The sequence below is a fragment of the Pseudomonas sp. ITEM 17296 genome (assembly GCF_028895205.1).
GTDB classification, from domain to species: Bacteria; Pseudomonadota; Gammaproteobacteria; order Pseudomonadales; family Pseudomonadaceae; genus Aquipseudomonas; species Aquipseudomonas kermanshahensis.
The window spans coordinates 20,897-40,824 of sequence record NZ_WJRS01000026.1; the positions used below are offsets into that span (position 1 = coordinate 20,897).

General features: G+C 62.9%; 14 protein-coding genes and 1 pseudogene. 11 read left to right on the forward strand and 4 right to left on the reverse strand.

Going from position 1 to position 19,928, the window contains the following annotated elements; genetic code table 11:
* Positions 1-8: 8 nt before the first annotated feature.
* Positions 9-974: a 2-hydroxyacid dehydrogenase gene (locus tag GIB19_RS22885; RefSeq protein ID WP_274888121.1), complete on the reverse strand. Its 966-nt coding sequence runs from the start codon at positions 972-974 to the stop codon at positions 9-11.
* 216 nt (positions 975-1,190) lie between these two features.
* Here GIB19_RS22885 and GIB19_RS22890 point away from each other — a divergent pair, with 216 nt between their 5' ends.
* The 8 genes from GIB19_RS22890 to GIB19_RS22925 all read left to right on the forward strand — a co-directional run bounded on the left by GIB19_RS22890 (position 1,191) and on the right by GIB19_RS22925 (position 13,938).
* On the forward strand, positions 1,191-2,873 hold the full coding sequence (locus GIB19_RS22890; RefSeq protein ID WP_027594445.1) for a fatty acid--CoA ligase: 1,683 nt from the start codon (positions 1,191-1,193) through the stop codon (positions 2,871-2,873).
* A 332-nt stretch (positions 2,874-3,205) separates the two neighbouring features.
* Positions 3,206-5,092, forward strand: a complete 1,887-nt coding sequence (locus GIB19_RS22895; RefSeq protein ID WP_027594444.1) for a DUF1302 domain-containing protein — start codon at positions 3,206-3,208, stop codon at positions 5,090-5,092.
* Positions 5,093-5,117: 25 nt separating this feature from the next.
* Positions 5,118-6,482 carry a DUF1329 domain-containing protein gene (locus GIB19_RS22900; protein WP_099428326.1) on the forward strand — a complete coding sequence of 455 codons (1,365 nt, stop codon included), beginning with the start codon at positions 5,118-5,120 and terminating at the stop codon, positions 6,480-6,482.
* A gap of 411 nt (positions 6,483-6,893) precedes the next feature.
* Positions 6,894-9,611 (forward strand): LuxR C-terminal-related transcriptional regulator, encoded by a 2,718-nt coding sequence (locus tag GIB19_RS22905; RefSeq protein ID WP_274888123.1) that lies wholly within the window; start codon positions 6,894-6,896, stop codon positions 9,609-9,611.
* A gap of 175 nt (positions 9,612-9,786) precedes the next feature.
* Positions 9,787-11,394: a tetratricopeptide repeat-containing response regulator gene (locus GIB19_RS22910; protein ID WP_027594441.1), complete on the forward strand. Its 1,608-nt coding sequence runs from the start codon at positions 9,787-9,789 to the stop codon at positions 11,392-11,394.
* Positions 11,391-12,083, forward strand: coding sequence for a sensor histidine kinase (locus tag GIB19_RS22915; RefSeq protein ID WP_099428328.1), 693 nt, complete (start codon positions 11,391-11,393; stop codon positions 12,081-12,083). Before GIB19_RS22910 ends, GIB19_RS22915 begins: the two co-directional genes overlap by 4 nt.
* A gap of 390 nt (positions 12,084-12,473) precedes the next feature.
* The gene (locus tag GIB19_RS22920) at positions 12,474-13,118 is read left to right on the forward strand and encodes an MBL fold metallo-hydrolase (protein WP_085274096.1); all 645 of its coding nucleotides are present in this window, start codon (positions 12,474-12,476) and stop codon (positions 13,116-13,118) included.
* A gap of 109 nt (positions 13,119-13,227) precedes the next feature.
* Positions 13,228-13,938, forward strand: a complete 711-nt coding sequence (locus GIB19_RS22925) for an OmpA family protein (RefSeq protein WP_027594438.1) — start codon at positions 13,228-13,230, stop codon at positions 13,936-13,938.
* Positions 13,939-14,159: 221 nt separating this feature from the next.
* Here the strand turns inward: GIB19_RS22925 and pta are convergent, their stop codons facing one another.
* Together pta and GIB19_RS22935 are read right to left on the reverse strand one after the other, a co-directional pair.
* Positions 14,160-16,247 carry a phosphate acetyltransferase gene (pta, locus tag GIB19_RS22930; RefSeq protein ID WP_027594437.1) on the reverse strand — a complete coding sequence of 696 codons (2,088 nt, stop codon included), beginning with the start codon at positions 16,245-16,247 and terminating at the stop codon, positions 14,160-14,162.
* A 32-nt stretch (positions 16,248-16,279) separates the two neighbouring features.
* Positions 16,280-16,582, reverse strand: a complete 303-nt coding sequence (locus GIB19_RS22935; RefSeq protein ID WP_027594436.1) for a DUF3565 domain-containing protein — start codon at positions 16,580-16,582, stop codon at positions 16,280-16,282.
* Between GIB19_RS22935 and GIB19_RS22940 the strand changes: the two genes are divergently transcribed.
* On the forward strand, positions 16,581-17,066 hold the full coding sequence (locus GIB19_RS22940; RefSeq protein ID WP_027594435.1) for an FKBP-type peptidyl-prolyl cis-trans isomerase: 486 nt from the start codon (positions 16,581-16,583) through the stop codon (positions 17,064-17,066). The two genes, GIB19_RS22935 and GIB19_RS22940, sit on opposite strands and share 2 nt — an antisense overlap.
* 145 nt (positions 17,067-17,211) lie before the next feature.
* The gene (locus GIB19_RS22945) at positions 17,212-17,694 is read left to right on the forward strand and encodes a glutathione peroxidase (protein ID WP_265969980.1); all 483 of its coding nucleotides are present in this window, start codon (positions 17,212-17,214) and stop codon (positions 17,692-17,694) included.
* Between the two features lie 27 nt (positions 17,695-17,721).
* Here GIB19_RS22945 and GIB19_RS22950 read toward each other — a convergent pair whose 3' ends face one another.
* Positions 17,722-18,939 (reverse strand): glycosyltransferase family 4 protein, encoded by a 1,218-nt coding sequence (locus tag GIB19_RS22950; protein ID WP_274888128.1) that lies wholly within the window; start codon positions 18,937-18,939, stop codon positions 17,722-17,724.
* A 268-nt stretch (positions 18,940-19,207) separates the two neighbouring features.
* Between GIB19_RS22950 and GIB19_RS28530 the strand changes: the two are divergent.
* Positions 19,208-19,894 (forward strand): annotated as a pseudogene (locus GIB19_RS28530) (PAS domain-containing protein); the annotation flags it as partial.
* Positions 19,895-19,928 lie beyond the last annotated feature (34 nt).

Here is a 19,928-nt window from a genome sequence, read left to right on the forward strand (position 1 = left end):
CGCTGCGCTCAGCTGACCACGCGGCGTGGCTGACCGGCGAAATAGGCCTGGGCATTCTCGCTGAGCTGGCCGACGATGCGCTGGCGCGACTCCACTGCGCCCCAGGCACTGTGCGGGGTGATGATCAGCCGCGGGATATCGCCTGCCAGCAGCGGGTTGCCGTTGACCGGTGGCTCGACGCTCAGCACGTCAGTAGCGGCGCCACCCAGGTGGCCTTGGCGCAGGGCGTCGGCCAAGGCCTGCTCGTCGATCAAGCCACCCCGTGCGGTATTCACCACCAGGGCGCCGGGCTTGAGCAAGGCCAGCTCACGGGCTCCGATCATGTGCCGGGTATGCTCGTTCAGCGGGCAATGCAAGGTCAGTGCGTCCACTTGCGGCAGCAGGTCTTCCAGGGGCATGCGGTCGGCGCGCTCCGGGCGGCCGGGGATCTGCCCGCTCAAGACGCGCATGCCGAAGGCTTCGGCCAGGCGCGCCACTGCGCCGCCCAGTTCGCCATGGCCGAGCAGGCCGAGGGTCTTGCCCTCCAGCTCGACGATGGGGAAGTCCAGCAGGCAGAACTGGCTGGCCTTGGCCCACTGGCCGTCGGCCACTGCCTGGTTGTAGTCGCACAGCCGCGTGGCCAAGGCCAGCAGCAGGGCGAGGGTATGCTGGGCCACCGACGGCGTGCCGTAGCCCTGGCAGTTGCACACGGTGATGCCTTGGGCGCGGGCCGCCGCCAGGTCGACATTGTTGGTGCCGGTGGCGGCCACCAGGATCAGCTTGAGCTGCGGGTTGGCCGCAAGGGTCGCGGCATCCAGCATGACCTTGTTGCTGATTACCGCAACGGCGCCCTGCAGGCGTTCGGCAACCTGCTCCGGACGGGTGGCGGCAAACAGCTCGAATGCGTCGAACTGGCCCCGCAAAGGGGACAGGTCGAGGTCACCCAAGTCCAGTGACTGGTGATCGAGAAACACGGCGCGACGCGGGCTGGGCATGGGGTTCTCCGGTGGCAGGACGGGAAATGGGCCATCAACTTCGGGGCACTGTTCGAAGCGGTTGAGCGCAGTGTCTAGCCCGCGGTTACCGCGCGTCAACGCCTGCCACTCATACCTTGCCGGTCCAAATCATTCCTTCGGCTGATTTGACCGTCACATTCAGCTACTACAGTAGATCCAGACTTGTCCGGCCCGTTTTTCAGAAAAGGGATACCCATGTTGCAGACCCGCATCATCAAACCCGCCGAAGGCGCCTACGCCTACCCCCTGCTGATCAAACGCCTGCTGATGTCCGGCAGCCGCTACGAGAAAACCCGCGAGATCGTCTATCGCGATCAGCTGCGCCTGACTTATCCACAGCTCAACGAGCGTATCGCGCGCCTGGCCAATGTGCTGACTGAGGCCGGGGTCAAGGCCGGTGACACGGTGGCGGTGATGGACTGGGACAGCCATCGCTACCTGGAATGCATGTTCGCCATCCCGATGATCGGCGCGGTGGTGCACACCATCAACGTGCGCCTGTCGCCAGAACAAATCCTCTACACCATGAACCACGCCGAAGACCGCGTGGTGTTGGTCAACAGCGACTTCGTCGGCCTTTACCAAGCGATTGCCGGGCAGTTGACCACCGTCGACAAGACCTTGCTGCTGACCGACGGCCCGGACAAGACCGCCGAGCTGCCCAATCTGGTCGGCGAGTACGAGCAGTTGCTCGCCGCCGCCAGCCCGCGCTATGACTTCCCGGATTTCGACGAAAACTCGGTGGCCACCACCTTCTACACCACCGGCACCACCGGCAACCCCAAAGGGGTGTACTTCACCCATCGCCAGCTGGTGCTGCATACCCTGGCCGAAACGTCGGTCACTGGCAGTATCGACAGTGTGCGCCTGCTTGGCAGCGATGATGTGTACATGCCCATTACCCCGATGTTCCACGTGCATGCCTGGGGCATCCCATACGCCGCCACCATGCTGGGCATGAAGCAGGTGTACCCGGGGCGTTACGAGCCGGACATGCTGGTCAAGCTGTGGCGTGAAGAGCAGGTCACCTTCTCCCATTGCGTGCCGACCATCCTGCAGATGTTGCTCAATTGCCCGACCGCCCAGGGCCAGGACTTCGCAGGCTGGAAGATCATCATTGGCGGCAGCGCGCTCAACCGCTCGCTGTATCAGGCGGCCCTGGCGCGTGGCATCCAGCTGACTGCCGCGTACGGCATGTCCGAGACCTGCCCGCTGATCTCGGCAGCGCACCTGAACGATGAGCTACAGGCGGGCAGCGAGGACGAGCGTGTCACCTACCGGATCAAGGCCGGTGTGCCGGTGCCGTTGGTCGAGGCGGCGATCGTCGACGGCGAGGGCAATTTCCTCCCGGCCGATGGCGAGACCCAGGGCGAACTGGTGCTGCGCGCGCCCTGGCTGACCATGGGTTACTTCAAGGAGGCGCAAAAGAGCGAGGAGCTGTGGCAGGGCGGCTGGCTGCACACCGGTGATGTCGCGACCCTCGACGGCATGGGCTACATCGATATCCGCGATCGCATCAAAGATGTGATCAAGACCGGCGGGGAGTGGATATCCTCGCTCGACCTCGAAGACTTGATCAGCCGTCATTCGGCCGTGCGCGAAGTGGCGGTGGTGGGGATCGCCGACCCGCAGTGGGGCGAGCGGCCGTTTGCCCTGTTGGTGGTACGTGATGGGCAGGCCATCGATGCCAAGTCACTCAAGGACCACCTCAAGCCTTTTGTCGAAGAAGGGCACATCAATAAATGGGCGATTCCAAGCCAGATCGCCGTTGTTACTGAAATTCCCAAGACCAGTGTCGGCAAACTCGACAAGAAACGCATCCGCCAGGACATCGTCCAGTGGCAGGCCAGTAACAGTGCGTTCCTTTCTACCCTGTAAACCCCGTGCGGGTCGTGGGCGACAGAACACGACCCGCAGGCTAGAGAGCTCGGCGCCTTGCCAAACAGGAAAAATGCGCCATGCTTCAGCACGGCCAGCACGTAACCCGAAAAACCTCGTAGCGAGTTGGCGGCACGGAGCGCAAATCACACTTTAGAGGGATCAAGCGCCTGTGCCTTGCTGGCTATAGTCGAGGCCAGGAGATTTTCAGGAATGGGGGAGGGCGACACGCGCAAGCCGTGTTGCCGCAGGTGCAAACCTGCACACCGGTCCCACGGACCGTTTCTGAAAGGACTCACTGCCATAACAAAAAAGTACATGGAGTAGCGTCGATGAAATCTGCAAACCTGTTCTGGCGCCGGGCCAAGTTGCCCTTGGCCGTCAGCCTTGCTTCCACGCTCGCAAGTCCTGCTTTCGCTGTCAGTTTCAACATAGGTGAAATCGAAGGGCAGTTCGACTCGTCGCTCTCCGTTGGCGCCAGCTGGTCGACCGCCAGCCCGAACAAGAACCTGATCGGGGTCAACAATGGCGGCAAGGGGCTGTCGCAGACCTCCGATGACGGCCACCTCAACTTCAAGCGTGGCGAGACCTTCTCCAAGATCTTCAAGGGCATCCACGACCTGGAGCTCAAGTACGGCGACACCGGGGTGTTCGTGCGTGGCAAGTACTGGTATGACTTCGAGCTCAAGGACGAAAGCCGCCAGTTCAAGGACATCAGCGACTCCAACCGCAAGGAAGGCGCCAAGTCGTCCGGCGCCGAACTGCTCGATGCGTTCGTCTACCACAACTATTCGATTGGCGACATGCCAGGCTCGGTGCGCCTTGGCAAGCAGGTTGTCAGTTGGGGTGAGAGTACCTTCATCGGCGGTGGTATCAACTCGATCAACCCGATCGACGTGTCCGCGTTCCGCCGCCCTGGGGCCGAGATCAAGGAAGGCCTGATCCCGGTCAACATGTTCTACATCTCCCAGAGCCTGACCGACAACCTGTCGGCCGAGGCCTTCTACCAGATCGAATGGGACCAGACCGTCGTCGACAACTGCGGCACGTTCTTCTCGCAGCCGGACATCATTGCCGACGGCTGTACCGACAACCTGCGCGTGCTCAACAGCAGCCGCACAGTACCGGGCGCGGCCCAGCAGTTCCTCGCCACCCAGGGCGTTAACATCAACGAGGAAGGCGTGATGGTGCGCCGCGGGGCCGACCGTGATGCGCGTGACAGCGGCCAGTTCGGTGTGGCGCTGCGCTACATGTTCGACCCGCTGGACACCGAGTTCGGTGCCTACTTCATGAACTACCACAGCCGTGCGCCGATCTTCAGCGCCACCGGTGCCCCGCCCTCCGTGTTCGCTGGCCTGAGTGCCCTGCCGGCACAGTTGCGCGCGCTGGCACCGCTGATCGTGGCCGGTAACTCCGAGTACTTCGTCGAGTACCCTGAGGACATCCGCCTGTACGGCCTGAGCTTCTCCACCACGCTGCCTACCGGTACCGCCTGGAGTGGTGAAGTCAGCTACCGCCCCAACGCGCCTGTGCAGCTCAATACCACCGACATCCTGTTCTCCGGTGTACGCCCGATTGGTGGCGCCCTGAGCAACGCTTCGCTGCTCTCCGGTACCCCTGGCCAGGACCTGCACGGCTACCGCCGCAAGGAAATCACCCAGTTCCAGACCACCCTGACGCACTTCTTCGACCAGGTGATGGGCGCCAGCCGCATGACCGTGGTGGGCGAGGTGGGGGTTACCCATGTCGGCGGCCTGGAAAACGCCCACGAAACCCGCTACGGCCGCGACCCGGTATTCGGCCCCGGCCCACTGCCGGCCACAGGTGGCGCGGACACCTGCCAGGCGCTCAACGCCAGCACCATCGCAGGCGCGGGTGCCGGTGCATCGACCACCAACCTGAATCGCAAGTGCGAGAACGACGGCTACACCACCAGCACTTCCTGGGGTTACCGCGGCCGGGTCATCTGGGACTACAACGACGTCTTCGCCGGGGTCAACCTCAAGCCCAGCGTGGCCTGGTCGCATGACGTTTCCGGCTACTCGCCCGGCCCTGGCGCCAACTTCGAAGAAGGCCGCAAGGCCGTCAGCCTGGGCCTGGACGCCGAGTACCAGAACACCTACACGGCGAGCCTGTCGTACACCAACTTCTTCGACGGCAAGTACAGCACCGTGGATGACCGCGACTTCGTCGCCCTCAGCTTCGGCGTGAACTTCTAAGAATACTGATCCAGGACGACACGACATGAACAAGACCAGAAGTCTGCTGCAAGCCGGTGTGCTGGGCCTGTCCCTGCTGGCGACCAGTGTCATGGCAGCAGTGTCTGCCGATGAGGCGGCCAAGCTGGGCAGCACCCTGACCCCGATGGGCGCCGAAAAGGCCGGTAACGCCGATGGCTCGATCAGTGCTTGGCAACCGCTGTCGAAAACAGCGGGCAGCGCCGATGCCAAGGGGTTCCTTTCCGACCCGTATGGCAGCGAAAAGCCGCTGTTCACCATCACCGCGCAGAACGTCGACCAGTACAAGGACAAGCTCTCGCCGGGCCAGGTGGCAATGTTCAAGCGCTACCCGGACACCTTCAAGATCCCGGTGTTCAAGACCCATCGCGGCTCCACGGTACCTGCTGACGTGTTCGCCGCCATCAAGAAAAACGCCACCCAAACCACACTGGTGGAAGGCGGCAACGGCTTGAACAACTTCGATACGGCGGTGCCGTTCCCGATCCCGAAAAGTGGCCTGGAAGTGATCTGGAACCACATCACACGCTACCGAGGGGGCAGTGTCAGCCGCCTTGTTACTCAGGCTACGCCACAGCAGAACGGCTCTTTCAACCCGGTGTATTTCTCCGACCAGTTCGTCTTCCGCGACAAGATGAAGGATTACGACGCAAGCAACCCGGGTAATATCCTGTTCTACTTCAAGCAGGAAGTGACCGCGCCCGCTCGCCTGGCCGGGACCGTGCTGCTGGTGCACGAAACCCTCGACCAGGTGAAGGAGCCGCGCAAGGCGTGGATCTACAACGCCGGCCAGCGTCGTGTACGGCAGGCACCGCAAGTGTCGTACGACGGCCCCGGTACCGCTGCCGACGGCCTGCGTACCTCGGACAACCTGGACATGTTCAACGGTGCGCCAGACCGTTACGACTGGAAGCTGGAAGGCAAGAAGGAACTGTACATCGCCTCCAACGCCTTCAAGCTGGATGACCCCAAGCTGAAGTACACCGACATCATCAAGGCCGGGCACATCAACCAAGACTTGTCGCGCTACGAGCTGCGCCGCGTCTGGCACGTGGTGGCAACCCTCAAGCCGGGCCAGCGGCACATCTACGCCAAGCGTGACTTCTACATCGATGAAGACACCTGGCAGGCCGCAGTGATCGACCAGTACGACGGCCGTGGCCAGCTGTGGCGCGTTTCCGAAGCCCATTCCCAGCCGTACTACAACAAAGAGGTGCCTTGGTACACCCTGGAAACCATCTACGACCTGCAGTCGGGTCGTTATTTGGCGCTGGGCATGAAGAACGAAGAGAAGCGTGCCTACGACTTCGGCTTCAGTGCCAGCAAGGCTGATTTCCAGCCCGCGGCCCTGCGCCAGGCAGGTGTACGTTGAACCGTTAAACGCCAACTCCGTGTGATCCCTAGAGCGCCCCGGCTTGCCGGGGCGTTTCTTTTTTCCGGCTCCGGCGATGGTTTCAAGCCCTGTAGGAGCAGCCTTGTGCTGCGAAGAGGCCGGTGATAACAGCCAATATCACTGTGTTATCACCGGCCTCTTCGCAGCACAAGGCTGCTCCTACAGGTACTGCACTGGCCTTGAAAGCTGCGCAATACCTGTGGGCGCGGGCAATAAATCTGCTGAATACCCAACCAAACCCCCGCTCCAGCCCCAGTCCATCAGGGTTGTTGCTTTTTGTCGTAGTCTTTTACAGCCCTATTGTGCCCATCATCTTCAAATGCGCTGCGTTACCCGCTAGTCTCGCAAACATCCGTACCGCCGTTGTCTTCCCTTCAGAACGAGCCGGCCATGACAGATCTGTCCCGTACGCATGGATTCGCCAGCCAGGCCCTAGGCCTGCTGGACGGGCGTTTCTTCCGGCCGCCGCTGCCGGACGGCCATGTGCCGCGTGCGCGGTTGTGTCAGCGTTTGCACGCCGGCCTCAATGGGCGGTTGCTGCTGGTCAACGCACCGGCGGGCTTTGGCAAAAGCTCGCTGGCCATCGAATTCTGTGAATCCCTGCCGGAGCACTGGCGCAGCCTTTGGCTTGGCCTGAGCCAACGCGATGCCGACCCTGGCCGTTTTCTCGAGCGGCTGCTCGAAGGCCTGCAGCAGTACTGCCCTGCATTGGGTGGCCAAGCCATGGGCCTGCTGAAAATGCGCCAGCGCCACCAGCCCTTCGCGTTCGAGGAGTGGATCGACGGCCTGCTCGATGAACTCGCCCAATACCTGCAAGCCGATACGCCTCTGCTGTTGGTGCTGGACGATTACCATTTGGCCCAAGGGCCCGTACTCGACCGCTGCCTGCAGTTTTTCCTCAATCACTTGCCCAGTGGCCTGGTGCTGTTGATCACCAGCCGCCAGCGCCCGGACTGGCACCTGGCGCGCCTGCGCCTGTCGCGGCAACTGGTCGAACTCAACGAGCAAGAGCTGCGGCTGACACCCGACGAGTCACTCGCGGTAATCGGCCGCCAGCCCACCGGCTTGCGCGGCCAGGCGCTGGATAACCTGATCCAGCGCAGTGACGGCTGGGTGGCCGGGCTGCGCTTCTGGCAGTTGGCCGCCAGCGAGTCCGGTGATGAGCAGGCTTTGCCCCACGCACTGCACGGTGGCGAGGGGTTGATACGCGACTACTTGCTGGAAGAAGTCATCGAGATCCTGCCGGCCGCCGTGCAGGCCTTTCTCTACGACACGGCGTGCCAGGAGCGCTTCTGTGCCCAGCTTTGCGATGCCCTGCGCGACCGCCAGGACAGCGCCGATATCCTGCGCTTCCTGCAGGCCCATCAAGTGTTTCTGGTGCCCCTGGACGAGCACGGCCACTGGTTTCGTTACCATCACCTGTTCTCCGACCTGCTGCGAAGCCGCCAGGCCAGCGAACCGCCAGCGCGCCTGCACCTGCGTGCGTGCCGCTGGTTCGAGGCCCAGGGTTTGCTGGACGAGGCGGTTGAGCAGGCGCTGCGGGCCGGCCACCTCGACGTGGCGGCCGACCTGGTGCAGAGCCTCTCCGAGGAGCAACTGCTGGCCGAGCAGAACGTTGGCATGTTGCTGCGCTGGAAGATGGACCTGCCCGACAGCTTGCTGATCAGCACGCCGCGCCTGATCGTGCTGTACAGCTGGGCGTTGGGGCTGGCGTGCCAGCTGGATGCGGCCGAAGAACTGGCAAGCTACCTCAGCCGTTTTCTGCCTGCGCCCTCGGCGACCGCACAGAAGTCCATGCTGGCCCAGTGGCTGGCCCTGAGTGGGGTGATCGCGCGGGGGCGGGGGGATCGCGCGCGTACCCTGGCCTACTGTGGCGAAGCCTTGCAAAGCTTGCCGTGCAAGCGCTACGGCCAGCGCTTGGTGTGCCTGTCGACACTGTCCAACCTGGCCATCACCGATGCCGACTTCTGGCATGCACGCGGCTGGAACCGCGAAGCCCTGGAGCTGGCCCAGCGCGTCGGCAACCCGCTGTTCGAAGCCCTGGCTCATTACGATCGAGCACGGGTGCTGCATGCCCGGGGTGAAGTGTTGCGGGCGCTGGACGAAGTGCGCCAGGGCCTGCAGCGCCTGCAGGGGCTGTCGGGGCAGCGGTTGTACGCCGTTCGGGCCAGGCTGACGCTCTACGAGGGTTACCTGCTGGTGTCGCGCCTGCAATCAGCCCAAGGCCGTGCGCGCTTGCGTGCGGGGCTTGGCGAAGCGCGTGCTTGCCGGGACATCAGCGTGCTGATCGGCCATTGCGTCATTGCCACGCTCGATGGCCGCGAGGGCCACTTCGCCGAAGCGTTCGCCGAGCTGGCCGAGGCGGAGCGGCTGATGCACATCTGGGATGTTCCACCGATCTACTACTTGGCCATGATTACCCTGGTGAAGTGCGAACTGTGGTTGGCACAAGGGCGCACCGATCTTGCCGAATCCTGGTTGCTGCGGCTGGGGCAGACCTACGGTGGCGAGCAACCGGCAGCAGCGCCGGAGTTCCACCCGCTATTACCCCTGCATATCGAACTGCAGCAGGCATTGCTCGAGCGTATCCAGTTGCGCACCGAGGCGTCGGTTCAGCGCCTGTCAGGGCTGGTCGAACGTGGCGTGGCCAGTGGCGGCATGCTGCTGGCCGTCAGTGCACTGTGCCAGTGGCTCGCCCTGCTGCTCGCTGAAGGCCGAGACGCGCAGGCTGCCGGGCTGCTGCCAAAGGCACTCGAGGCCGCCCAAGGCGGTGTCCTGCAACCGTTCCAACCCTTGCTCGAAAAACACCCGCAGTGGCTGCACGAGCAGCTTGCAGCGCGCTCGGCTTGCCCGGTCCAGGTCGAACTGCTCAAGCGCCTGCCTCCGTTACCTGCCGTCAGCAGTGGCAGTGGCGAGGCATTGAGTGGGCGGGAGCGGGCCGTGCTTGAGCTGATCGCCCAAGGCTGTTCCAACCAGCAGATCAGCGAACGGCTGTTCATCTCGCTGCACACCGTGAAGACCCATGCCAGCCATATCAACAGCAAACTGGGCGTCGAGCGCCGCACTCAGGCGGTGGCCAAAGCGAAGGCGCTGGGCCTGCTGGCCTGACAGTAGCCGCACCAGGGGTTTGCCCGCTAAAGTAATGGCTTGAGGCTATTACTGGGCCGTTGTTTAGCGCGCTGTGTGCTCTATCCTCATCTTTCCCGGCCGGCTGCCGATACAGCATTCGGTGGTATGCATCGCCTTGCGCGATTTTTCAATCATCCCAATACAGGTCGTGTTGATGCTGCAGTACGGGCAAAAGAGCTTTCTGATCGTCGACGACTTTACCGACTTTCGTACGTCGACCCGTTCCATGTTGCGCGAACTGGGTGTGCGCGACGTGGACACGGCCGACAGCGGCGAGCAGGCGCTGCGCATGTGTGCGCAGAAGCGTTATGACTTCATCCTGCAGGATTTCCACCTGGGCGACGGCAAGAAGAACGGCCAGCAGGTGCTTGAGGATCTGATCCTCGACAAGCACATCAGCCATGAATGCGTGTTCATCATGGTGACCGCCGAGAGCAGCCAGGCCATCGTCCTCAGTGCCATCGAGCATGAGCCCGATGCCTACCTGACCAAGCCGTTCAACCGGGTGGGCCTGGCCCAGCGCGTCGAGAAGCTGTTCCAGCGCAAGACCTTGCTCAAGCCGATCCTCCAGGCGCTGGACCGCGGCCGCCCGGCCGAAGTGCTGGCAGCGTGTGCCGAGCTGTGCAAGAAGGACCCGCGTTTCGCCCCCCTGTGCCTGCGCTACCGCGCCGATGCCCTGCGCGGGCTCAATCGCTTCGACGAGCTGGAAAAGTTTCTCAAGGCCATTCTCGCCAGCCGCCCGCAGCCGTGGGTGTATTCGGCGCTGGGCAGCTTGATGCACAAGCGTGGCCAGAATGCCCAGGCCCAGGGTGTGTATGAACAGGCCCTGAAGGCCTTCCCGATCATGCCGGGCCTGTACGACGGCATGGCTGAAGTGCTGGTGGCGCAGGGCGAAACCAAGCGCGCGCAGAACATGCTGGAAGAAGCGGTGCGCCTGTCGCCGCTGTCGGTACGCCGGCAGTCCACGCTGGGCAAGCTGGCGCTGGGCAACGAAGATTTCGAAAGTGCCTCCAAGGCGTTCCGCCATGCCGTGAACCAGGGGCAGAGCTCGCGCTACAAGGATGCCGAGAACAACCTTGGCCTGGTTCAGGCGCTGATGAACAAAAACGCAGGTTTTGGCCTGGACGCCCGTACCCGCGTCGAGATCAACACCGTGCTCAGTGAAGTGGCCAAGGAATACCCTGAAGATCAGGGCCTGCAGGTACGCGCCCGCATGATGAAGGCCGCCAGCCTGCAGCAGGCCGGCGATGCCGAGACGGCCGCCAAGCTCACCGAGCAGGCCATGCAGCGTCTGGACAAGATGGAGCAGTTTTTCTCGGTCGATGCCGCGTTGACGGTGGCGGCTCAGCTGCAGGCGTCAGGGCAGGAAGCGGCCGCGCTCGGCGTGCTCAAAAGCTGCGTTGAAAGTTACGGCGACGACCCCAAAGTGATGCAGAGGGTGGCCAAGCTGACGGATGATCCGGCGGTGCTCAATGCGATCACCGAGGCCGTCACCCTCAACCGCCAGGGAGTGCGTAGTTACCAGGGAGGTCAGCTCGACGAAGCGCTGCAGTTGTTCCGCAAGGCCTTGGCCTTGCAACCCAAGAACATCAGCATCGCCCTCAACACCGCCCAGGCGCTGCTGCGCATCGGGGGGGATGACCCACAGCCTGCGATCATGCAGGAATGCCGCGACGCCTTGACCAGCGTGGCCGGCATCCCTGCCAGCGACAACCGCTATGACCGCTATGGCAAACTGCACATCCGAGTGTTCGGCGCATGAATCAAGACAATCAGGGGCTGGATTTTTCCACGGTGATCGCCTCCACCGTGCACGACCTCAAGAACTCCCTGTCCGCGCTGATCCAGTCCCATGACCAGTGGCTGGCGCGCTTGCCTGAAGAGTTGCGCGGCGGCACCGAGCAAGGGGTGATGGAACATGAGTTCCGGCACCTCAACGGTATGCTGGTGCAACTGCTGGGGCTGTACAAACTGGGCGTGAACCAGCTGCCCGTGTGCCCGGACTACCATGAGCTGGATGACTTTATCGAAGCCCAACTGGCCGCCCATCAAGAAGTGCTCAAGCACAACGACATCCTCGCCACCTGGCGCATCGACACCGACAACCCGCTGGGCTTCTTCGACCGAGAGCTGGTGGCATCGGTGATCGCCAACGTGATCACCAACGCCACCCGGTTTGCCGGGCATGCGTTGTTGATCAGCATCGAGGAAGAGGCGAATCAACTGGTCATCTGCGTCAACGATGACGGCCCGGGTTATCCACAGCGCATGCTCGAGCGCCAGGAAGAGTTCATCCAGGGCATCGATTCACACAGTGGCAGTACGGGCCTGGGCCTGTATTTCGCTGCGCGGATCGCGGCGTTGCATGAGAGCGATGGGGTGAGGGGGCGGATTGAAATTTCCAATGGCGGGTCGCTGGGGGGCGGGTTGTTCAGGTTGTTCTTGCCGTAAAACAGCATGGCAAGTGGGTGCAGGACACAATTCTGAGGCGCCTATGAGAACGAGCGCCGCCCGCGCGGCGCTTCGCAGCACAAGGCTGCTCCTACACTTGTTTCGGGCCAATTATTCCTGAGCCATTGGCGCGTGGCCCCTGACCGCCCACCTCAATATCGTGTCGAATCAACAAAGGCGGTCGCGCGCCAACATTACAGGCCTCACTGGCCCGAAACAGGTGTAGGAGCAGCCTTGTGCTGCGAAGCGCCGCGCGGGCGGCGCTCGATTTCGAAAACATCCAATACCGCCAGTCTTGCACCTGGCAGGCACAGCGCAATATCTTGTAAACCACCAGGAGCCACCTCGACTTGAAGGCGAGTGAGATCCTCAATGTTATTGAGATACACAATGAACCAAGCCCCACCCACCCTCATCCGCGAAACCTTCCCCGTAGGTCCCCTACAGTGCAACTGCACCTTGATCGGCGACCCATTGACCAAAAAGGCCATCGTCGTCGACCCAGGCGGTGACCCGGACAAGATCCTCGCGCGCCTGCAGGCCCATGGCTTGACCCTGGTGAGCATCATCCACACCCACGCGCACTTCGATCACTTCCTCGCCTCGGGCAAGCTCAAGGAGCTGACCGGCGCGACGCTGCACCTGCACAAGGACGACCAGTCGCTGTGGGACAACCTGGAGATGCAATGCCAGATGTTCGGCGTGCCCTACACCCCGGTGCCGCCGCCAGACCGCTGGTTGAGTGATGACGAGGCGCTGGCCTGTGGTTGTGGCGTGGCCTTGCACACCCCAGGGCACACGCCGGGTTCGATGAGTTTCTGGTTTGCCGATGCCAAGCTGCTGATTGCCGGCGACACCCTGTTCCGTCGCGGTATTGGCCGCACCGATTTGTGGGGTGGCGATCAGCGGGCTATCGTTCGTTCGATCAAGGAGCGGCTGTACCGGCTGGATGAAGAGGCCATCGTGGTCACCGGCCACGGGCCAGACACCCGCCTGGGTGACGAGATGCGCGAGAACCCGTTCGTGCGGGCATGAACCTGCATGAAATGGTGTTCATGGAATTTTTTGCCGTCTGGGCAATCCAAGGCTGGCATAGATCCATTCGCGGTCTGCCGCATTTATGAATTTCAGTAGGAGCTTGTCCATGTTCACCATGCGTCGTCTGATTATCGTCGCAACCGCCGCCGCCCTGATGACGGGCTGCGCCAGCCAGAACCCGTACGACAACCAGGGTCAGGCGCAGGGCTCCACGGGGATGAGCAAGACCGCCAAGTACGGCGGCCTGGGCGCGCTGGCCGGTGCCATCGCCGGCGCCGCCATCGACCACAACAACCGCGGTAAAGGCGCACTGATCGGCGCTGCCGCTGTGGGGGCCGCCGCCGCAGGTTACGGCTACTACGCCGACAAGCAGGAAGCCGAACTGCGCGCGCAAATGGCCAATACGGGCGTCGAAGTGCAGCGCCAGGGTGACCAGATCAAGCTGATCATGCCCGGCAACATCACCTTCGCCACCGACTCGGCCAACATCGCGCCTAGCTTCTACTCGCCGCTGAACAACCTGGCCGGCTCGTTCAAGCAGTTCAACCAGAACACCATCGAAGTGGTTGGCTTTACCGACAGCACCGGCAGCCGCCAGCACAACATGGACCTGTCCCAGCGCCGTGCGCAAGCGGTCAGCACCTACCTGACTTCGCAGGGTGTCGATGCTTCGCGTATTTCGGCGCGTGGCATGGGCCCGGACCAGCCGATCGCCAGCAATGCCGATGCTAACGGCCGTGCGCAGAACCGTCGTGTCGAGGTCAACCTGAAGCCGATTCCTGGCCAGCAGTATGACCAGGGCCAAGTTCAGCAGTAAGGCCACAACACAGGGGCCGCTGTGCGGCCCAATCGCCGGCAAGCCGACTCCCACATGACCGTGTGGGCCTCAAGTCCTGTGGGAGCAACTGTCTTGTGGTGCTTGTGCCAGCCTCATCGCTGGCAAGCCAGCTCCCACAGGTGCGGCGCTAGCCTTTGAGGCTACACAGTTCGGGTGGGAGCCGGCTTGCCGGCGATTGGGCTGCACAGCAGCCCTTGGATTCAGCGTACGACGCTGGCCTGGATCGCCGTCAGGGCGATGGTATGCACGATGTCATCCACCTGAGCCCCCCGCGGCAAATCGTTCACCGGCTTACGCAAACCCTGCAGCATTGGCCCCAGGCTGACCCCATCGGCGCTGCGCTGCACCGCTTTGTGCGTGGTGTTGCCGGTATTCAGATCAGGGAACACGAACACCGTGGCACGCCCTGCAACCGGGCTGTTCGGTGCCAGCTCGCGGGCAATGGCCGGGTTGGCCGCCGCGTCATACTGCAAGGGCCCATCGATCAGCAGATCGTGCGCAGCGCCCTGCGCCAAGCGGGTCGCTTCACGCACCTTGTCGACTTCTTCATCGCTCGCCGAATCGCTTGAATAACTGATCATCGCCACCCGCGGCGCGATGCCGAAGGTGTGTGCCGATTCGGCGCTCTGCTGGGCAATTTCTGCCAGTTCAGCGGCACTTGGGTGCGGGTTCATCACGCAGTCGCCGTACACCAGCACCTGCTCGGGGAACAGCATGAAGAATACCGAGGACACCAGGCTGGCACCTGGCGCGGTCTTGATCAGCTGCAGGGCAGGGCGGATGGTGTTGGCGGTGGAGTGCACCAGGCCCGACACCAGGCCGTCGACTTCATCCAGGGCCAACATCATGGTGCCGATCACCACCGGGTCTTCCAGCTGCTGCTCGGCCATGGGGGCGTTGAGGTTCTTGCTCTTGCGCAGGTTGACCATCGGTTCGACATAGCGCCCGCGAATCAACTCAGGGTCGAGTATCTCCAGGTCCGCAGGCAAGGTAATGCCCTGCGCACGGGCGACCGCTTCGACTTCTTCCGGCTTGGCCAGCAGCACGCAACGCGCAATGCCACGGGCCTGGCAGATCGCCGCCGCCTGTACCAGCAGCGGTTCGGCGCCTTCTGGCAGGACGATGCGTTTGTTGGCCTGTTGCGCGCGCTGGATCAGTTGGTAGCGGAACACCGCAGGCGACAGGCGCAACTCGCGTGGTGTGCCGCAGCGCTGGTGCAACCAGGCAGCGTCGAGGTGGCTGGCGACAAAGTCGGTGATGAATTCGGCACGCTCGCGGTCATCCACCGGGATCTCGCGGTTCAGCGAATTGAGCTGGTTGGCCGTGTCGTACGAACCCGTACTTACCGACAGAATCGGCAGGCCGGCCTGCAAGGCGCCGCGGCACAAGCCGAGGATGCGTGCGTCGGGCTTGCTGTCGCTGGTCAGCAGCAGGCCGGCCAGGGGCACGCCATTGATCGCCGCCAGGCTTACGGCAAGGATGATGTCGTCGCGGTCACCCGGGGTCACCACCAAGGTGCCAGGGGTGAGCAGCGGCACGGTGTTGGCCACCGTGCGCGCACAAATGATGATCTTGCTCATGCGCCGCTGCTCGTAATCGCCCGCGTTGAGCACTTGGGCCCCCAGCAGGTCGGCCACGTCGCGGGTGCGTGGGGCATTCAGCTCAGGCTGGTAAGGGATGCAGCCGAGCAGGCGGAAGTCGTTGCCGCGCAGAAGTGGCGAGTGTTCGCGCAGGCGGGTGGCGAAGTCCGCCATGCTTTCGTCGGTGCGCACCTTGTTGAGGATCACCCCGAGCACTTTCGGGTCGCGGGGGCCGCCGAACAGCTGGGCCTGCAGCTCGACGCGGCCGGACAGCTCGCTGAGTACCTCGTTTTCGGGCGCCGAAACCAGTATCACCTCGGCATCCAGGCTCTTGGCCAGGTGCAGGTTGACCCGCGCCGCGTAACTGGCGTGGCGGGTAGGCACCATGCCTTCGACCACGACCACGTCATTGCCGATGCAGGCTTGCTGGTAGAGGCGGATGATTTCCTCCAGCAGCTCGTCCAGCTGGCCATCGCCGAGCATGCGCTCGACGTGGGCCAGGCTCAGCGGCATGGGCGGTTTGATACCGTGGGTGCGTGCGACCAGTTCGGTGGAGCGTTCCGGGCCGGTGTCACCTGGGTGGGGCTGGGCGATCGGCTTGAAAAAGCCGACCTTCAGGCCTGCGCGCTCAAGGGTGCGCACCAGGCCGAGGCTGATCGACGTCAGGCCGACACCAAAGTCGGTCGGCGCTATGAAAAAAGTTTGCATGCGTGCTTCTCGAATTAAAGCGGTGCAAGGAATCAACGGCCAAGGGTAGCGCTATCGGCTGCCTGTGCACACCAGCCACACGCGAAAGCCTCGCCGATGCGCTGTTGGCGCTGCTCGGCATCGAGCACCCAAGGGCGCGCTTGCCAGGGCGGTTGGTGACGAAGGTGCTGGGTGTGGCCGCACGACAACTCGACCACCCAGTGGCCTTCTTCGTCCTGATGGAAGCCAGTGATCCGACTGATGGGCTGTTCCTCGGCCGAGGCGCGTTCGCAATCGGGCGATGGCTTGGTTACACTTGTCCGCTCTACATACTTTTGCAAAAGGTCTTGCCCCATGCTGATCGCCGCCAACAAGGCTGTCTCCATCGACTATACCCTGACCAACGACGCCGGGGAGACCATCGACAGCTCCGCCGGTGGCGCGCCGCTGGTTTACCTGCACGGTGCCGGCAACATCATCCCGGGCCTGGAAAAGGCCCTGGAAGGCAAGCAGGCCGGTGACGAGCTGAACGTTTCCATCGAGCCAGAAGAGGCCTACGGTGAATACCTGGCCGAGCTGGTCAGCACCCTGAACCGCAGCCTGTTCGAAGGCGTCGACGAGCTGGAAGTCGGCATGCAGTTCCACGCGTCGGCGCCGGATGGCCAGATGCAGATCGTCACCATTCGCGACATCGACGGCGACGACGTCACCGTTGACGGCAACCACCCGCTGGCCGGCCAGCGCCTGACCTTCCAGGTCAAGGTTGTCGACGTGCGTGACGCCAGCGAAGAAGAAATCGCGCACCGTCACATCCACGGTGAAGGTGGCCATCACCACTGATTTTCTGCGCTAAGCTCAGAGAGTCGCCAGGCGCTCGGGCAAGCCGATTTGCCTTCCCAACGGGAGGTGGACGGCTTGGACGAGCGCTTTTTTATTGGGCGGATTTCGCCCTGCGGCCATCGGGAACCTGAGAGGGGATTACATCATGAGTGCTTTTCACGACCTGAAATTGGAGGCGCTGAACGGCGGGGAACTGCCCCTCGCACCGTTCAAGGGCCAAGTGGTGCTGGTGGTCAATGTTGCCTCCAAGTGTGGCCTGACGCCGCAATACGCTTCGCTGGAGACGCTGCATCAGCAGTTCAAGGGCAAAGGCTTCAGCGTTCTGGGGCTGCCGTGCAACCAGTTTGCCGGCCAGGAGCCCGGCAGCGAGAAAGAGATCCAGGAGTTCTGCAGCCTCAACTATGGTGTCAGCTTCCCGCTGGGTGCCAAGCTTGAGGTCAACGGGGCGCACCGCCATTCGCTGTATCGCCTGCTGGCGGGGGAAGGTGCTGAGTTCCCAGGCGACATCAGCTGGAACTTCGAAAAGTTTCTGGTGGGCAAGGATGGGCGCGTGCTGGCGCGTTTCTCGCCGCGCACTGCGCCGGATGATCCAGCCGTGGTTCAGGCCATCGAGAAGGCGCTGGGCTGAAGCATGGGCGCGCGCGGCGGCTGAAGGTCAGCCGCGATGCGCTGTCGAACCTGGTTTGATCGCCAGTGCAGCACCTGAAGCTTTTTGCGTGTCGCCTGTGCGTTGTTTGCAAGCACTGCACAGGTAGGTTTCGAACTGCTCGACAATCGCCGGCCAGCCCTGTCGGCTGGCGTGCTGCCGTGCGTTCAGGCGCACCCGGCGCAGGGTTTCTTCCTCTTCCAGTAGCCAGCAAGCGGCATCGATGAAGGCCGCCTGGTCGCCGGGCATCGCCAACGCACCGCTATGGCCATGCCGAATGTGCTGGGCAGCCGCTGCCTCATCATAGGCGACCACCGCCAAGCCTGAGGCCATGCCTTCGAGCACCACGTTGCCAAAGGTTTCGGTCAGGCTCGGGAACAGGAACAGGTCACCGCTGGCATAGTGCTCGGCCAGCACCTCGCCCCGCTGGGCACCACAGAACACGGCATCAGGCACCTGCTGCTGCAAGGTGGCGCGCTGTGGGCCGTCACCGACCACGATCAGGCGCAAGCGCTTGTGTGGATAAGTCTTCTGCAGGGCATCCAGGCACGGTCGCAGTACCCCTAGGTTTTTTTCCGCCGCCAGCCGGCCGACATGCAGCACGGCGATATCGTCCGGCCCGATCCCCCAGCTTTCGCGCAGCGCCTGGCTGCGCCGGGCCGGGTTGAACAGGCAGGCGTCGACGCCGCGGGCCAACAGGTCCAGGCGCTCGAAACCACGACGTTCTAGCTCCAGGCGCTGGCTGACGCTGGGCACCAGGGTGACTGCCGTGCGGCGATGGAACCAGCGTAGGTAATGGGTGAGCAGGCGTGCCAGCAAGCCCAAGCCATACTGGCCGGAATACTGCGGGAAGTTGGTATGGAACCCGCTGACCACCGGTACTCCCAGACGCCGTGCCGCACGCAATGCGCTCAACCCCAAAGGCCCCTCGGTGGCGATGTACAGCACGTCCGGTCGCTGCCTGCGCCAACGGCGCAATAGCCGGTGCATCGACACTTCGCCCCATTGCAGGCCGGGGTAGCCGGGCAAGGCCCAACCGCGGCACAGCATCAGCTGCGGATCGTTGTGCGCAGGCTCCTCGCCGGCTTGGCGGGGGCGGACGATCTCGATGTCATGCCCGCGTTGGCGCAACCCTTCGCTGAGGCGGCCAAGGGTGTTGGCGACACCGTTGATCTCGGGTGGGAAGGTTTCGCTGACGAGGGTGATGCGTAGGGCGGGTGTATTCATGACAAAAAGTTTCCGCTCGCATCATTGCGCTGATGTGACGGCCTTGTGACGTGCAAATGACGCCTGATTGCCGGCTGTTTCAATTGTGTGAATATTTGCGTGGGCGGCGCTCAAGAACCTGGCACTGGCAGCCGATGAAGATGCATTCGATTACGTGCTGCGCTCCAGGAGAGCGGTGATGTTCAACAACAAGCTCAAGCAAGAAATCCAGCAGTTGCGCGAAGACCTGCTGTCGGTCGAACAGGTCAAGTGCAGCCTCGACAGCGAGATGCTGGTGCTCCAACTCGACCCCCAAGGACGGATCGAGATGGTCAACGGCAACTTCGAGAGCGAGATGCTCTACCGTGCCGACCAATTGCTTGGACGCAAACTCGAGGACATTGTCCCGCCCCACGTGAAGTCGCTCGACTTCTACCAACGCATGAAAAGCGCGATCAGCCGGGGCGAGCACCTCAACGGGGCGTTCCGCCTGCTGCGCGGCAATGGCCAGGAAGCCTGGTTGCGCTCGATTCTGCAGCCGGTCAAGAACAGCGAAGGGCGCATCAAGTATTTCACCCTGCACTCGAGCGACCTCACCCGCACCATCGAGACCTCCCGTGAGCACGAAAGCCTGATCAAGGCCCTGATGCGCTCGACCGCAGTCATCGAGTTCGGCCTTGATGGCACCATCCTGACGGCCAACGAACGGTTTCTGACGTCGGTCGGTTATCGCCTTGAACAGATACGCGGCAAGCATCACCGTATTTTCTGCGAACCCGAAGAGGCCAATTCGTCGGGCTATCAGGCGTTCTGGGACAAGCTGCGCCGTGGCGAATACGTGGCCGAACGCTTCAAGCGTATCGATGCCCATGGCCGGGTAATCTGGCTGGAAGCGTCCTACAACCCGATCTTCGACGCCCATGATGTGCTGTACAGAGTGGTCAAGTTCGCCACCGTGATCACCGACCAGGTCAACCAGGAGCAGGCGGTTGCCGAAGCGGCGGACATCG

Excerpts from the sequence above, each read along its gene's own strand:
- GIB19_RS22885 (WP_274888121.1), bottom strand. The coding sequence starts at position 974 with ATGCCCAGCCCGCGTCGCGCCGTGTTTCTCGATCACCAGTCACTGGAC.
- GIB19_RS22945 (WP_265969980.1), top strand. The coding sequence starts at position 17,212 with ATGAGTGCTTTTCACGACCTGAAATTGGAGGCGCTGAACGGCGGGGAA.
- GIB19_RS22925 (WP_027594438.1), top strand. The coding sequence starts at position 13,228 with ATGTTCACCATGCGTCGTCTGATTATCGTCGCAACCGCCGCCGCCCTG.
- GIB19_RS22950 (WP_274888128.1), bottom strand. The coding sequence starts at position 18,939 with ATGAATACACCCGCCCTACGCATCACCCTCGTCAGCGAAACCTTCCCA.
- GIB19_RS22935 (WP_027594436.1), bottom strand. The coding sequence starts at position 16,582 with ATGGGGCAAGACCTTTTGCAAAAGTATGTAGAGCGGACAAGTGTAACC.
- pta (WP_027594437.1), bottom strand. The coding sequence starts at position 16,247 with ATGCAAACTTTTTTCATAGCGCCGACCGACTTTGGTGTCGGCCTGACG.
- GIB19_RS22895 (WP_027594444.1), top strand. The coding sequence starts at position 3,206 with ATGAAATCTGCAAACCTGTTCTGGCGCCGGGCCAAGTTGCCCTTGGCC.
- GIB19_RS22900 (WP_099428326.1), top strand. The coding sequence starts at position 5,118 with ATGAACAAGACCAGAAGTCTGCTGCAAGCCGGTGTGCTGGGCCTGTCC.
- GIB19_RS22905 (WP_274888123.1), top strand. The coding sequence starts at position 6,894 with ATGACAGATCTGTCCCGTACGCATGGATTCGCCAGCCAGGCCCTAGGC.
- GIB19_RS22920 (WP_085274096.1), top strand. The coding sequence starts at position 12,474 with ATGAACCAAGCCCCACCCACCCTCATCCGCGAAACCTTCCCCGTAGGT.
- GIB19_RS22915 (WP_099428328.1), top strand. The coding sequence starts at position 11,391 with ATGAATCAAGACAATCAGGGGCTGGATTTTTCCACGGTGATCGCCTCC.
- GIB19_RS22940 (WP_027594435.1), top strand. The coding sequence starts at position 16,581 with ATGCTGATCGCCGCCAACAAGGCTGTCTCCATCGACTATACCCTGACC.
- GIB19_RS22890 (WP_027594445.1), top strand. The coding sequence starts at position 1,191 with ATGTTGCAGACCCGCATCATCAAACCCGCCGAAGGCGCCTACGCCTAC.
- GIB19_RS22910 (WP_027594441.1), top strand. The coding sequence starts at position 9,787 with ATGCTGCAGTACGGGCAAAAGAGCTTTCTGATCGTCGACGACTTTACC.